The 14441-nt window shown below is 68.0% G+C and carries 15 protein-coding genes; 7 read left to right on the plus strand and 8 right to left on the minus strand.

The window, feature by feature from the left end; translation table 11 throughout:
• Positions 1-257: 257 nt before the first annotated feature.
• Positions 258-1484, plus strand: a complete 1227-nt coding sequence (locus ACTWPB_RS21540; protein ID WP_446222377.1) for a PucR family transcriptional regulator — start codon at positions 258-260, stop codon at positions 1482-1484.
• A 90-nt stretch (positions 1485-1574) separates the two neighbouring features.
• On the opposite strand, the gene ACTWPB_RS21545 is transcribed toward ACTWPB_RS21540, so the two are convergent.
• On the minus strand, positions 1575-2153 hold the full coding sequence (locus ACTWPB_RS21545) for a TetR/AcrR family transcriptional regulator (RefSeq protein WP_446222378.1): 579 nt from the start codon (positions 2151-2153) through the stop codon (positions 1575-1577).
• 63 nt (positions 2154-2216) lie between these two features.
• Here ACTWPB_RS21545 and ACTWPB_RS21550 point away from each other — a divergent pair, with 63 nt between their 5' ends.
• Both ACTWPB_RS21550 and ACTWPB_RS21555 read left to right on the plus strand, forming a co-directional pair.
• A complete protein-coding gene (locus ACTWPB_RS21550; RefSeq protein ID WP_446222379.1) occupies positions 2217-2747 on the plus strand; it encodes a GNAT family N-acetyltransferase in 531 nt (176 codons plus the stop codon).
• A gap of 138 nt (positions 2748-2885) precedes the next feature.
• Positions 2886-3584 (plus strand): ANTAR domain-containing protein, encoded by a 699-nt coding sequence (locus ACTWPB_RS21555; RefSeq protein WP_446222380.1) that lies wholly within the window; start codon positions 2886-2888, stop codon positions 3582-3584.
• Here ACTWPB_RS21555 and ACTWPB_RS21560 read toward each other — a convergent pair.
• Entirely contained in the window at positions 3569-4009 is a 441-nt protein-coding gene (locus ACTWPB_RS21560) for an HAD family hydrolase (RefSeq protein ID WP_446222381.1), read from the minus strand. The two genes, ACTWPB_RS21555 and ACTWPB_RS21560, sit on opposite strands and share 16 nt — an antisense overlap.
• Before the next feature lie 155 nt (positions 4010-4164).
• Here ACTWPB_RS21560 and ACTWPB_RS21565 point away from each other — a divergent pair, with 155 nt between their 5' ends.
• From ACTWPB_RS21565 to ACTWPB_RS21580, 4 genes are all read left to right on the plus strand, one after another.
• Positions 4165-5106 (plus strand): tyrosine-type recombinase/integrase, encoded by a 942-nt coding sequence (locus tag ACTWPB_RS21565; protein WP_446222382.1) that lies wholly within the window; start codon positions 4165-4167, stop codon positions 5104-5106.
• A 122-nt stretch (positions 5107-5228) separates the two neighbouring features.
• Positions 5229-5495, plus strand: coding sequence for a hypothetical protein (locus ACTWPB_RS21570; RefSeq protein ID WP_446222383.1), 267 nt, complete (start codon positions 5229-5231; stop codon positions 5493-5495).
• 29 nt (positions 5496-5524) lie between these two features.
• Positions 5525-5827, plus strand: a complete 303-nt coding sequence (locus tag ACTWPB_RS21575) for a DUF6968 family protein (RefSeq protein ID WP_446222384.1) — start codon at positions 5525-5527, stop codon at positions 5825-5827.
• Positions 5824-6078, plus strand: a complete 255-nt coding sequence (locus ACTWPB_RS21580; protein WP_446222385.1) for a DUF6968 family protein — start codon at positions 5824-5826, stop codon at positions 6076-6078. Before ACTWPB_RS21575 ends, ACTWPB_RS21580 begins: the two co-directional genes overlap by 4 nt.
• Before the next feature lie 86 nt (positions 6079-6164).
• On the opposite strand, the gene ACTWPB_RS21585 is transcribed toward ACTWPB_RS21580, so the two are convergent.
• Genes ACTWPB_RS21585 through ACTWPB_RS21610 form a run of 6 tightly spaced genes read right to left on the minus strand, consistent with a single transcriptional unit; the run spans position 6165 to position 14421 of the window.
• A complete protein-coding gene (locus ACTWPB_RS21585; RefSeq protein ID WP_446222386.1) occupies positions 6165-7643 on the minus strand; it encodes a transposase in 1479 nt (492 codons plus the stop codon).
• Positions 7644-7698: 55 nt separating this feature from the next.
• Positions 7699-9189 (minus strand): DUF4158 domain-containing protein, encoded by a 1491-nt coding sequence (locus ACTWPB_RS21590; protein ID WP_446222387.1) that lies wholly within the window; start codon positions 9187-9189, stop codon positions 7699-7701.
• 40 nt (positions 9190-9229) lie between these two features.
• Entirely contained in the window at positions 9230-11458 is a 2229-nt protein-coding gene (locus tag ACTWPB_RS21595) for a hypothetical protein (protein ID WP_446222388.1), read from the minus strand.
• The gene (locus ACTWPB_RS21600) at positions 11455-12606 is read right to left on the minus strand and encodes a GNAT family N-acetyltransferase (protein ID WP_446222389.1); all 1152 of its coding nucleotides are present in this window, start codon (positions 12604-12606) and stop codon (positions 11455-11457) included. Before ACTWPB_RS21600 ends, ACTWPB_RS21595 begins: the two co-directional genes overlap by 4 nt.
• 4 nt (positions 12607-12610) lie before the next feature.
• Positions 12611-13453 (minus strand): glycoside hydrolase family 16 protein, encoded by an 843-nt coding sequence (locus ACTWPB_RS21605; protein ID WP_446222390.1) that lies wholly within the window; start codon positions 13451-13453, stop codon positions 12611-12613.
• Positions 13450-14421 (minus strand): beta-propeller fold lactonase family protein, encoded by a 972-nt coding sequence (locus ACTWPB_RS21610; protein ID WP_446222391.1) that lies wholly within the window; start codon positions 14419-14421, stop codon positions 13450-13452. Before ACTWPB_RS21610 ends, ACTWPB_RS21605 begins: the two co-directional genes overlap by 4 nt.
• Positions 14422-14441 lie beyond the last annotated feature (20 nt).

Raw genomic sequence — 14441 nt, forward strand, 5'->3', positions numbered from 1 at the left:
ACAACATCCTTCGTCTATCCGGCCCACAGCTCTGCGATGACCCACGAACCCTGTCGGATTCGGCCTACCGGGGCGGACCAGTGTCGAACAAGCAAGAAGGAGTCGATATCGGGGCGTTCGGCGACCATGACACCACATGTCACGCTGTCACGACCACATGACCGGTTTGTTTACCGACACCCAGACCTAATCCATCAGAAATTTGTGCTGATGGCACAATGCTCTCGACAGTTTTTGTTCAACAAATGGAAGCGGCCGTGGCAGCGTACGGATCTCTGGTGTGGGTGGGACAGGCCCTCGGTCCACGGGTCGACGCCATCACCGACGACCTCATCCGGGTGACCGAGCAGATGATCCCGCTCAACGACGTCGCCGCCGACCTGGCCGAGATGCGGGCCGCCAGCATCGCGGAGAACATCGCCGCCGTGCAGTACGTCCTGGCGAACAGTGTCGACCCGGCCACCGTCGACCCGCCCGCCGGTGCTGCCGCCTACGCCCAACGCCTGGCCAGGCGCGGTGTACCGCTGACGATTCTGCTGCGCGCCTACGGGCTGGGGCAGTACCGGGTCCTCGACGCGGCGATCGGGCTGATCCTCGCCGTTCCGGGCCCTGACCAACCCGCCCGGATCGCGGAGTTGCTCAAATTCGCGGGGACCTACCTGGATCGGCTCAATTCGTCGATGGGCCGGATCTACGAGGCGGAACGCGATCGCTGGCTCAGCCGTCGCCAAGCCGCTCGCCAGCAGTGGATCGCACGACTGCTCGACAACGACGATGTCGACGTCGCGGCGGCCGAGGAAGTGCTCGACTATCGACTCGACCAGCGCCACCACGCGGCCGAAGTGTGGTCGACGGTCACCGGCACGGACGCTGTGCGCGCGCTCGAGCAGGCACGACAGCTGCTGTCCACGGCGATGCGGACCGGTGGCACCGAGTTGGTCGCGGCGTCGGGGGACCGCGCCATGTGTATCTGGTTCCCGGTCGAGGAGCCGTGCGTGCTCGGCGAACTCACCGAACAGGTCGAGGCCTCCGGCTTGCCGGTGCGCGTCGCTCTCGGCCCGGTCGGCGACGGGCTGCCCGGGTTCCGGCGCTCGGCCCGCAGTGCGGCACGAACGAAGGCGCTGGTCATTTCGGCCGGGGAGGCCGCACCTACGGTCATCGACTACGACACGATCGCACCCTTCGCGCTGCTGTCCGACGACCCGGACGAACTAGCCGGCCTCGTCCACCGCGTTCTGGGCCCACTGGCCGGCGATGGTGCCAAGGTGGAGCTACTGCGGAACACCCTCGACGTGTTCCTCGCCGAAGGTGCCAGCTACTCGCGCACCGCCCGCGTCCTCGACGTCCACCGCAACACCGTCCAATACCGCATCCAGCAGGTCACCGGCCGCTACGGCATCGCGGTCGACACCGACACCTTCGAACTACGCTTCGCCTTGGGCGTCTGCCGCTGGTACCGCCACATCCTGACTCGGACAATCTGAGTCCAGGTGGTTTGTGCGTGCCGCACAGCGGGTCGATAACCGGGTCAGCCCCCCGCACGCGCGGCCCGAACCCGCGTACCAGGCACCGTTTCAGTCGCGCAGCAGGGCGAGCTGGTGCGCGACGGCGGCGGTGATCCGCTTCTCGTCATCCGTGGCGAGGAGGTCGAGGAGGGCACCTCGCAGTACGGCCAGGGCCAGGGTGCGGCGGGCGGCACCGTCCTCGCTGTCGCGTTCGGCCTGCGGCTGGCAGCCGGCCAGGACGCCGAGCCAGTCCTCCACCGTCGCGCGGGCGAACCCGGCCCAGACCCCGTCGGGCTGGACGAGAGAGCGCGCGTACGCCTCTGCCCACAGCCGAAGCAGTGGCCGGTGCTCCTTCGCGGCGAGCCACGCCCAGACCCCTTCGACGGCCGGGACCAGCCCGGCGGGGCGATCGGGCTGCCGGGCCCGGTCCAGGAACGCCAGCTCCTCGGCGCGGGCCCGCGCCAGCAGCGCCCGCACCAGGCCGTCCTTGCTCTTGAAGAGGAACAGCAGGACCCGCGGGCTGGAGCCGATGGCCTGCGCCAGTGGACGCAGCGACAGGTCCGTCAGGCCGTGGTCAAGGGCGTACTGGTAGGCCGCCTCCAGCAGCTCGGTCTGCCGGGTGGAGGGGGTTGGCGCTTGCTGGGGCATGCGGCTAGCCTAACTGAAACAGTCGTTTCAGTGATTGATCACGGGAAGACGGGAGACCGGTTCATGTCGCAGCAACATCAGAAGAAGGTCGTCGTGCGCCGCGCCGACCGTCCCGGCGACCTGGGATGGGTGGTGATGGCCCACGGCGAGAGCTATGACCAGCAGTTCGGCTGGGACAGCGACTTCGAGGTCCTGGTCGCCGAGATCGTCGCCGACTACGGCGCCAAGCGCGACCCGGCCCGCGAGGCGGCATGGATCGCTGAACTCGACGGCCGGCGTGTGGGTTGCACCTTCCTGGTCGCCGGCGACCGCCCGACGGTGGCCAAGCTGCGATTGCTGCTCGTCATGCCGGAGGGCAGGGGGTTCGGTCTCGGGACGCGCCTGGTCGAGGAGTGCCTGTCCTTCGCCCGTGAGGCGGGCTACGAGCAGGTGACGCTGTGGACCAACGACGTGCTCGTGGCGGCCCGCAAGATCTACCAGAGCATTGGCTTCACCCTCGCCGACGAGGAACATCACCGCAGCTTCGGCCACGATCTCGTCGGCCAGAACTGGACCCTCGACCTGCACACCGGCGCGGCAGGCAGCAACAGCTGACCGGCATGGTCCGGGCGTGCGGGTCGGCGGTACAGCGATCGGCGGCAGCCTTCGGCGACACAGCCGATGTAATGGGGTTCCCGCGCTCGCCGATGGTAACGGTGAGATAGCTGATTGTGCGAGCTGAGGACAGTGCGCGTGTATGACATCGAATCGTTGATCGGGGCGGTGTCACGGTTGGCCCGCCTGCCTGTCTCGAACGACACCGATGCGGTGTTGCTCGACTTGACCCAGACCGTCACCGGGCTTCTCGACCTGACGGGAGCCGGCGTCAATCTGGCTACCGACGGACAATTGCGTTACGTCACCGCGGCTTCCGAACCCGCCGCTGAGCTGGAGCGATGCCAGGAGCAGTTGCGGTCGGGGCCGTGCTGCGTCGCGCACACGACCCATGCGACGGTGCCGGTCACCGATGTGGGGGAATACACCGTGCGGTGGCCGGGCTACGTGGCCGCCGCACGCCGAGTCGGTATCGCCGCGGTGGCCGCCATCCCGATCACCCACGGCACCGAAGGGGTCGGAGTGCTCGACCTCTACGCCGCCCAACAGCGAACATGGTGCAGAGCCGACCTCGAAGCAGCACGGGCGCTGGCCGATATCGCGGGCGGGTATCTCGTCAACTTCGCCGTCCAGCACCACCAGCGCCAGCTCACCGAGCAGCTTCAGCGCGCCCTGGACACCCGGATCGTGATCGAGCAGGCCAAGGGCATCCTCGCCAACGAGAACACCATCGATATGGACCAGGCGTTCGCGCTGATCCGCAACCATGCCCGCAGCAACCATGTCACCGTGCAGGCGGTGGCGCGGGCGATCGTCGAACGTCATCTGCGATTGTGAGTGGCCGTGGCAGCGGTCAGAAGAGCCGTGCGGGTGGCCAGCCCGCGCACACCGTTCTCCCGCAGCCCGAGCACCCCGCACAGCGCGGCAGTCCGTGGAGCCAGGACGGGCAGGCGGCACAGCGGGCAGCTGCCGGGACGGTGCCCGAGCAGCGCGGCGCACGCTTGGGTGAGTCCGGACTGGTAGGAGCCCCTGGTCAGCGGAATCCCGGCGGCGCGCACCGCGTCGTCCGCGTTGCGTGGCGCTCGTGAGATCACGGCCCCGGCGAAGACCGGCAGGTCTTCGCCGGTGTCACCGACAGCCAGCGCGACATGACCGCCGAGCCGAGCCGACAGTGCGCGCAGACCGGTGCCCTTGTCCATCCCGCTCGGGACGAAATCTGTTTGCCCCGCCCCGACGACGACGCGCACCGCCCCGCCGGTCATCGGGGGTCGAGGAGCAAATCTGCTCAATCCGGCGCTAAGGAGTTACCGCAGATAGTGACATACTATGTGCGCTAACTCCCGAGTCGTCCTGGTGCGATGCGCGTTCCATACGCCAGCGACTCGGGAAACTATGTGCGATATCGAGATGGAGAGGCATGATGAGGCGGATTCGGACGTTGCCGCGGCCGGTGACGGGTGTGCGGCTGGCCGATGCGGCGCGGATCTATCTCGACACCATCTCCGTGTCCAACACCCGCGCGACGTACGCGGCGGCGTTGGATCGCCTCGTCGCCGATTTCGGTGCCGATACTGATGTGGCGGTGCTGGGTTCGGAACCGGATCGGGTCAGCGGCTGGTTCACCTACGTGTGGGGCGCCAAGTCCGCCAAGACGTTCAATATCCGATTGACCGCGCTGGGTTCGGCGTTCGGCTACTGGCGTGAGCAGGACTGGCTGAACGGTGATCCGCTGATGCGGTTGCGGGCCCGTCCCGCGCCGCCGGACACCAGCAAGGCGTTGAGCCGGGAGCGGGTCGCGCAGATCCTGAGATCGGATGTACCACTGCGGGACCGGGTGCTGTGGCATCTGCTCTACGAATCGTCCGCCCGCGCGGAGGAAGCATTGACGCTCGACATACCCGAACTCGATGCCGGCAACCGGTGCGCGGTGGTGACCCGGAAGGGTGGGGCCCGCGAAGTCATCGCGTGGCAGACCGGCACCGCGAGGTTGCTCCCGCGGATGCTGGCCGGGCGCAAGACCGGACCGCTGTTTCTCACCGACCGCAAGGCGCGACCCTCAGTGGCGGCCAACGATGTCGATCCGTCGACCGGTCGGGCGAGGCTGTCCTACCGGCGCGCGGCCGAGTTGTTCGAGGAACACACCGCCGTCTTCGACGGTGGCCCGTACACACTGCATCAGCTGCGCCATTCCCGGCTCACCCATGCCGCGGAGGACGGTGCCTCGACACCCGTATTGATGAAACTGTCCGGACATACCTCGGTGCGGAGCCTCGCCAAGTATGCGCGTGTGTCCGACGAGGGGCTGCGGAAGTTCCAAGCCGACAGTGACCCGGCTGCGCGCCGACGCCGTGGCCACTGATTCCCAGGATCGAACGCGGCGGGGCGCGGGACATGCCCGGAAGGCGCTGGAACTCATGACCGTCATGCCCAGAGACCCGTACACTCAGCTGCGATAGCAGCTCAACATGATCGGGGGATTTCATGATTACCAGGTTGTTCGTCGGATTCAGTGCGCTCGCCGTGGTCGCCGCGACGCTGACCGGATTGTCGGCCGCTCCGGCCGCCGCTGCTGCCGAGCCGGACCCACTTCGGGTGTTGTTGGTGCTGGCAGCGGGTCCCAAGGAGAACTGCGACGCCCTCTACAACGACCAAATGAACTACTGCTATGGCATTCCGGACGAACAGCTCACGCAGTTCTGCCGGGAGAACGCCTGGATCGTGTACCAACAGTGCTTGGGAAACATCTGAGCTCCGACGACCTTTCGAGGGAGACGCTGGTGAGTGAAGAGATCGGTGAAGTGATCGCGTCGCGGACTGTGGCCGACGGAGATCGGCCCGTGCTGATCGAATTCGGCGCACCCACGCCATCCGGCGACGGCTTCAGATGCGGGTTCCGCATCGAGGGTGTGCGCACCTCCTCGGCATCGGGAACGGATGCTCTCGCGGCCCTGTACTCGGCTTTGACCGAGGTCGGCGCCGAACTCGAGCGCGCCAACGCTGCTGGCGCGAACTTCACGGTTTTCGGGCAAAGCGATCTCGGATTTCCGGTCGCGTCGTCGGGTTCGGGGGTCAGCCGATGAACATCGACGACATCGATCACCCGGTGGCCTCCCGCACCGTCCTCACTGCCGACGGACCGGTACGTGTCGTCATCGGCCGCCCCGGTCCGGATCCGCAGCGACCGCGGAACTTCGTCTGCCCGTATGGCATCGAAGGCCGTCGGGGCGGTTCAGCACCTGGGCTCGATGAAGTTCAGGCCTTGATCAGCGCAATACAGATCATCGGCGCCGCACTGGATCTACCGCAGAATTGGCCCACCGCACCGCACTGACATCACCGACTACCGCCGAGCCCGGCCTCGCGCCCTGCGCGTGAGGCCGGGCTCGGCCGTTCAGGGAGCTGGCAGTGCCGACCGCATCATTCGTCGTTGCGGGCATCGGGATCGCGTAGCGGTCTGTGCATTCCGCCGAGATCGGGCAGGTGGAAGGCGTAGTGGCCGTCGATGCCGATGTGTGTGCGGATGAACGCCGAGAGCCGTTCCGCGTCGGCGTCGAGCACCGGATAGCCGTGGGTGCGTAGCTGTTCCAGGGCTCGGTTCGTGTAGAACGTATTCCACAGAACGGTGCAGTTGAGGACGAGCCCGAGCGCGGAGAGCTGGTCTTCCATGCCCTCGTAGTAGGTGCGGGTCATCTCTCCCTTCTTGCCGTGGTAGATACGGCGCCCCAGGTCGTGGCGGCCCTCGACGAGATTGGCCTGGACTTTGCCTTCGCGCCGGTACGGTTCGTCGTCGGCCAGGCGCAGGATGTGCAGGGTTTTGAAGATCCGCCCGTAATGCGCGATCGCTTGCCCCAATGGGGTCGGGTTCCCGTCGCGGGAGATCATGCGGGTGACGTCGTGGGCGGAGGAGACCTCACATTCATTGATCGACACCGCGACCCGGCACATGTCCTCCCAGTGGGCTGCGATCTTGTCGATATCGATCCGGCCCCGTGCCGCCTGGTTGAGCGGCCCGTAGTCGGCACCCGGGTCGAACCGCCACAGCCGCTGATCGGGCAGGTTCGCCAACTGCGGCCGGTACCGCTTGCCGATCAAATGCACCAAACCGAACACGATGTCGGAATAAGAACCAGTATCGGTAATGATGTCGTCAGGCCGCTTCCCGCCCTGCTGGAGTTGCACGACATCGATGAAATTCAACGAGTCGCGCGGCGTCCCGGATACGACCTTGGCCGACAGGCCGGCGGACTGGTCGTTGAGCATGTTCAACCAGGTGATGCCGCGTTTGCGGCCGAAGTATTTCGGGTTCGGCCTGGCGTGGATGGTGCGGACCGGGACCACGAACCGCATGCCGTCGACCGAGGCGAGCCGTCCACCACCCCACAGCTGCGCCAACTCGATCTCGGCTTGGGCTTTGACCAACTCGGAGTTGGCCGCGGTCAACGTCTCCAGACGAACGTAGTTCTGTTCGACGTGGTGCAGACGGTCACGGGTCAGCGCGTCCACGCCGGGGCTGGTCACCGGCTTGAAACCGACGTTCATCGCATTCGCGCACAGCACCGCGGCGACCGACAATCCCAGGTCGGCGACACGGGCACCGTTGCCGGAGGTGTGGGTGAACGACTCGGTGAACCCGGGCACCCAGGACATGACCTCGAGGACCAGCTCAGGCAGATCGACCTCGGGCACCATCGCCTCGACCCGGCGGCGCAGATCGACCAGCGACGGCGGGTCCGGCTCGGCCTTCAACGCGGCAAGGTGCAGACGGCCGTCCTCATCGACGGTGGCCGGACCGTCGCTATCCAACCTCGCCGCGACCTCACGGTAGGCGGTGTCCACCGCGGCGGCGTGCTCGGTGAGCAACACCACGGGATCGCTGGGCAGGTTCAACGCGTTCATCCCGGCCTCGCGGGCACGCTCCCACGCGGGCCCGGCCAGCAGTTGGGCTCGTGGGTCACGCCAGCGAGTGCGGCGCGAAGATGGTGCGGTGCTTGAGATGGCGATGGAACTGCTCGAGCACACACATCGTGTATGCGGCACGGTCGACCGTTTCCGGTGGCCGACCCTCGCGGTAGACCAGCCGCTTCCACCCGCCGCCGATGAGGTCGTGGTCGACCTGGCGAGCATCGAGCCAGCTCGCGGGCAATTTCGTCTTCTTCGTCATCAGCTCGGCGAGTACTTTCATCGCTGCCAGCACCGCCGAACCCTCGGCAGTCGCCCCGAACGCCACGGTCCGCATCATCGCAGGCAGAAACACCCGGACCGTGGCCAGCCGCCCGGCCAGCTCGTCGAGACGATGCTCAGCGAGTTCGGCGTCATCGACCGGGACGAGCTCGTCGATCACCGCGACCGCGGCACGTAACTCGCTCTTGGTCGCGGTGTTCTCGATCAGATCCCACACCATCTCCAAGCTGATGTCCGGCTCGACCTCGGTCATCTCCAACAGCACCTTCACCGCCGCAGCGAGCTTGCCCGCATTACGCGAGACCCGCGGATACCGGTGCAGCTTCTCCTCACGCGAGGCGCGTTCGGCCTTCGACATCAGATCGGTGACCATCAACAGATCGAACAACTCGAGCACATCGTCGGTCGCTCTGCCCGACAGCGTTTTCACCGTGGCCACCATCACCGCCAGCCGGTTGTCGCGGGGTTGCAGACGCCGTAGCGCGGGTGCCTTGCTCGACAACCCGTAGGTAGCCAGGCCGATGACCCGACGCTGCGGAACCATCGACACATCCAAGGATTGGCCACCGAGCGCGATGAGGTCGGCCAACCGGTCCAGGGCATCCAGCATCCCCTTAGAACTGTTGCGGAACACGCCCTTGCGCAGCCGTTCCAGCTCGCTGACCCGGCGTTTGCCCTCAGGTGGGTCCAGCAATGCCAGTAGCGCCGTCGCCGAACCGGCGCTCAGCTGATTGGTCAGCGCAGCCCACAACCGCTGATCACCGGTTTGGCGGCCCTCGGTGACCAACCGTTCCAACGTTCGGGGACCGGGCAGCAGCGCCTGGCGGTTGCGTAGCCAGTCGACCGCGCCAGCGAACGTCGCTTTTGGCCCGTCGCCGCTGACCCACGCCTGATCAGCAACCCAAGCCGCCAGCTCCGCCTCAACCTCGCTGTAGGAGGTCAGGCCGTATTCGTGCTGGATCTCCCAGGCATGCTCGAGCTTGGTCTTCTCCCTCTCGGTGTACTGCTTCACGCACGAGGAGTCCTCGATACCCAACTGCTCGGCGAGATAGTCGACCAATTCGGGTGGCACGTCGAGCGGATCGGCTAGGAACATGCCCAGCTGGCGGACCGTGACGACCTGGAGGGCGAAACCCAGCCGGTTGTAGTCCCGACGCCGTCCCGCGATCAGTCTCCGGTCTTCGTCGTCGAGGTAGAAAAACCGCTCCAGCTCAACACGAGACAGCGTCCCAAACCGGCCGTAGCCGCCCTCATCGGTCACGACGACATGAAATCACCTGTACGCCAACACCGCTCGATGTTCAGCGCTTAGCGCCGGATTGGGCGGATCTGCTCCCCGACCCCCTCATCGCGGTGATCGCGCGGGTCAGCGCAGCGGGGATCGGTCCACGCCGCGACCGGGCGCGCACGCTGTAGCGGTAGCGCCGGTCCACCTCGATGCCCTCGTGTGTGCCGAGGTAGCGCCGAACCTCGAGCATGGTCTGCGCGGCACTGCCCTCACGCAGGTCGGCACAGTGCCGGGTCCGGTGGTCATAGAGCGCGGTGCCGTACTCCACCACCGCGCCGGCCAGGCCGAACTGTCTACACCGGGTCGCCGCCTCGGGCAGGCTGCGTCCGGTCACCAGGACCGGCTGGTACCCGTGCACGAGCAGGGCCCGCAAGCTGAGCGCGGCGGTCGGCGTCGTGCACGGAAAACCGAGCGGATCGGTCTCCAGAACCCCATCGAGGTCGAGTGCACAGATCGGCGCCGCGCTGGTGGTCGTCGGCTGGGGAACGGCGAAGACCGTGGCCAGGTAGTCGTGCACGGCCTCCGCACAACGGTCCTCGAGGTCGGGACCGGCCAGCTCGTCGGCCCGGCCGAGACCCCACAGCTGCGTGAGCCGATACAGCAACCACTTCTCGGGATCGATCGTTTCGCCGGTTTGCGCGAGATAGGCGCTGCGCAGCTGGGATTCGAAGGTGCAGGAGGGGGGATCGGCGGCGGCACCCGCGAGGTCGAAGATCGCGTCGTAGCACGTCATCTCCAGGTTGCTGAAGGAGAACTGATGAAAGTCGACCTTGCGCAGTGGCCCGGTCGGCTCGGCGCGCACCCAGTAGCGGGCATGGGTGTGTCCGTCGGCGATGCTCGCCGTGTCGACCCGCAGCAGTTTCCGGACGATCCGATCGAGAAGCACGGTTTGCCCGGCAGGCCCGAGCTGGCCGAACTCCCCGCTCAGCAGCCCGGCCGCGACCTCCCAGGCGGGCCTGCGCCCACGCAAACGGGTGGTCGGGTCCGAGCCGACCCGCAGCGCGCGACGACGGTCGACCACATAGCGGGTGATCTGCTCGGCCACCGCGACGTCGCCGGGTGGATCGGTGCCGGGGACCCAGTCGCGGTAGAGCAAGCCCTCGACGAGCCCGTACACCGAGGGAAAATGGCCAGGCAGGGCGGCTGCCACCGCCAGTGCGTGCCGCCCGAAGTAGCCGAGACCCGCGCCTTCGACGGCGATCTCGCGGCGAGTCACGCCGCTGCCGGTGGTGATCTCCACCGCGTACCGTTCGCGCACGCGAGCCCAGCTGGGTCCGTGCGCTCCTGGCCGATGCCGGGCCACCACGTCGTGTTCCGGGCCGAGCAGCCCGGCCAGCGTCGCACCGACCGCCTCGTCGGTCAGCCGCTGGTGCACACTCCACTGCGGCCAGGGCAGCGTGATCGTGTGCCACCGCCGGATCGTCGCCGGCGTATCGGTTCCGGCCAAGGCCAGCACAAAGACGATCGCGCGTGGGGGGATACCGAGCTCTTCGACGGCTCGTCCCGTCTTGGCCAACGCGGTTCCGGTGACCGGTGGGTCGTCGATCACCACGATCGTGCCGCCCGCGGCCACGACCGCGCGCAGCTGCGCGGCCTCGGTTCGCCGCCATGGCCGACCGGGGCGGTAGGTGCGCACAGACACTGCCGTCGCTCCGGCCAGCTCGAGCGCGGCGGCGCACAGCGGAGCCAGATAACTTCCCGAGGTCCGCACGCCGACAACGCAGATCGGCGCCGAGCGATCGGCATCCTTCAGCAACCGGTGCGCAAGCTCGACAACATCGTCCGGGTGCTGGTCGAAGCTGCGGAAACACGTGGGAATCCGCAGGATTTCCCCGCGTAGCCGCCGGGTTGCCGGCAGTACCGTGGTGGGGCCGATCGACAGGTCGGCGGCGGGATCGAGGACAGTGTGTCCGCACCGGATCGACGTGTCGCCGAGCGCGTCGCGCAGCCGCCGCAGCTCGCCCGCACCCCGGCCGACGGCGATCGGGCGCAACACCAGCGCCGCGCCGCGAGCCAGGGCGGCGGCGAGGTGGGCGCCCCTGGCGGTGCTGTCGTCGAGAAAGTCCGCGGCGCGGTGCAATTGGAGTGGATCGGGATGGAGGCGATCCTCGACGAGCTGGTTCAATCCGGCGGTGAGCAGGAAGGTGTCGAGCCGGTCCCGGTCGGCGATCGCCCGGCCCAGCAGGTCGGTGACCGTCTGCGCGGTGCAGAGCAGATCCAGCGGTGCCACCCGCTCACTCATGGGCGAGGTCGATCCGCGGCGTGGTCCATCGCGAGCACGCGCCGCTCGACGTAGCCGCGCAGTGCGATGCGCCCACTGTCGAATCGACTGAGCGGAACCCGCTCGAAGGCGTACTCGGCGAGGTGCTGCCGGGTGCCGCCGAGCCGGTCCTTGACGTGGGTGAGCGTGCTGACTCCGCCCGATTCGCCCATGTCGAAGTAGCGGCACCCGATCCGGCAGGCATGTTCGACGGCCAGAAACTGCATCAGCTCATGGGTCCGCAGCGGCCCGGCCAGCTCGCGGTCGCTGAAGGCACGCCAGCCGACACCCACCCCGCCGTGAAAGACCGCGATGGCGGCGGCGATCGGAATCCCGTCCAGGCGCGCTACCCAGATCCGGCACTGATCCTCGAATGCCGCTGCGACGGTGTGGAACCGGCGCAGCGGCTCGGCGCGCATTCCCCGTCGCCGGGCCATCCGGCGTGGCACCCGCCGCTGTTGTGCCCGCCGGGCCACCCACCGCAGGTACACGTCGTACAGGTCGTCCACCAGCTGGGGGGAACTGCCGACCTCGATGACCAGCCCGGCACTGTCGGCCTTGCGGCGGGCGCTGCGAATGCCCGTGCGCGCCTTGGAACTGAGCCGCCGCGACCAGACCTCGTCCAGCCCGCCGTCGAGATCGAGCACATGGGTCTGCACCGGAATCCGCACCGGGACACGGCCACTCGCCCCCGACCATGCCTCACGCCAGGCCACGGCCGCGGCGAAACCGGGCCGCAGCAGCGTCTGGAGCTCTCGGCCCGCGGCGAGGTCGGCCAGAACCACCGCGACATCGCCGACCCTTGGCCCGCCGGGTGCCACGATCCCGCCCGACCCCCAGCCGTGCGGGAACGAGGCCTGCACGGTCAGCAGTTTCGGGTCACCCGGTGACCCGCCGACGGCGCGGCGAACCAGCGGTAGCACGGCCTGCCTGCCGCCGGGCAGTTCGTAGAGCCTGCTGGCCTCGGTCCAGCCGTCGGCTCGGCACACCGCCTCCGACCAGGCGGGCAGATGTGACGGTCCCGCAAGGGGATCGGCGGCGACGATCTCGTCCCACACCGCGCGCGGCGCCGGACTGGTCACCCGTGCTCGACCCTGCGGTGTCTGCACGTCCCACGTCAGCGTTGTCATCGTCTCAGTACCGTTCCCCGGGATAGACCCGGACGTAGTCGACGAGCATCCGGGCCGGGAACACGGTGTCGCGGTCCGGCGACCCCGGCCACTCGCCACCGACGGCGAGATTCAGCAGCAGGTAGAACCGGTGATCGAAGACCCAGCCGGGACCGGCTTCGGCTCGGGTCAGCGAGCGCGTTGCCTGTCCGTCCACCAGCCAGGTGATCCGCTCCGGCGCCCACTCGACGGCATAGGTGTGCCAGTCCGTCACCGACTGTCCGGCCGGGAGACGGAATTCGGCACCGAAGTCGAGTCCGGGCCCGTGCACGTGCTGTTCCACCGAATCGGTACGCGTGCCCAGCGTTTCGACGATATCGATCTCGCCGGCCTCCGGATGGCCGACGGCGTCGATGTTCTCGCCGAGTAGCCAGAAGGCAGGCCAGAGCCCGGCCCCGCTCGGCATGCGGATCCGCGCTTCGAACGTGCCGTAGCGCTGGGCGAAGGCGACACCGCGTCGTTGCCGGGTCGTCAGCTTTGCGCTGGTGTAGCTGCAGCGCCCGTACCAGCACGAGTGCCCGTCCGATCCTTCGCGGGCCTCGATCACGAGGTTTCCCCGGCCGTCGAGGGCGGTATTGGCGCCTCGGGTGTAGTACTGCAATTCCTCGTTGCCCCAGCCGGTTCCACCGACATCGGGGCGCCAGATCGACGGATCGGGTGCTGCACCGGGCGGGCCGTCGAACTCGTCGGCGAACGTCGGCCGGGTCTGGCCGACGGTCGTCGAGGCCTCGCCGCAGCCGGCACCGAGCAGGGCGACGGCCACCGCGATGCCCAGGCGCGAGGACGCACGGTGGTGCCGCACGGTCATGTCGCCACCACCGCGATGCCTCGTGGGGTCCGGCCGACCGCGCCCGAGCCGGTTGCCCGCAGTGTCCGGGTGTCGATCACGGTCACATCGTCGGAGTACACGTTGGCCACGTAGAGCAGCCCGTCCGGGCTCGCCGTCATCTGGGCGGGCGCGGCACCGGTGGCGATCGGTGTCCCGATCACCCGCAGCGTGGTCGTGTCGATGACGCGCACATCGTTGGAGTTCTGGCTCGCGACGAAGACGCGCCTGCCGTCGGCGCTGCTGACGATCCCGGTCGGATAGCTGCCGACCGGAATCGGCTCCCCGACGACCCGCCGGGTTTCGGTGTCGACGACCGAGACATCGTCGGAATTGGCGTTGGCGATATAGACGCGACGCCCGTCCGGGCTCACCGCCGCCCGCGCCGGTGCCTTGCCGACGACGATCGGGTTGCCCACGACGGCAAGCACTTCGGTGTCGATCACGCGCACGTCGTTCTGGTACTGGCTGGTGGCGAAGATCCACCGCCCGTCCGCGCTGATCGCCAGACCGCCCGGCGCGTCGCCGATCTTCATCGGCTTGCCCACCATGCGACGGGTGGTCGTGTCGTAGGCGCGCACGTCGTCGGTCTCGCCGCCCGCGACGTAGAGGCGACCCCCGTCCGGGCTGACGACCACCCCCGTCGGATAGGTGCCGACCCGGATCGGGTCACCGACGGTGCGCCGGGTGGCGATGTCGACCACCGTGACCACGCTGGCCGTGGGACTGACGACATAGGCCCGGTCGCCGGTCGGACTCACCACCACGTCGGACGGGATGGGACCGACCTCGATCGGTTCCCCCTGACCGGCCCAGGTCGACGCGTCGAGCACACGCACGTCGCTGGTCTGCGCGTTGGCCAGCAGAACATAGCGGCCGCGCGGCAAGGGATCGACAGGGTCGGGCGCGCTTGTGCCACAGGCGGCCACGGTCACAGCGACGACACTCACCAACACAGCCGCACACACGC

Source organism: Nocardia sp. IBHARD005, assembly GCF_052814245.1.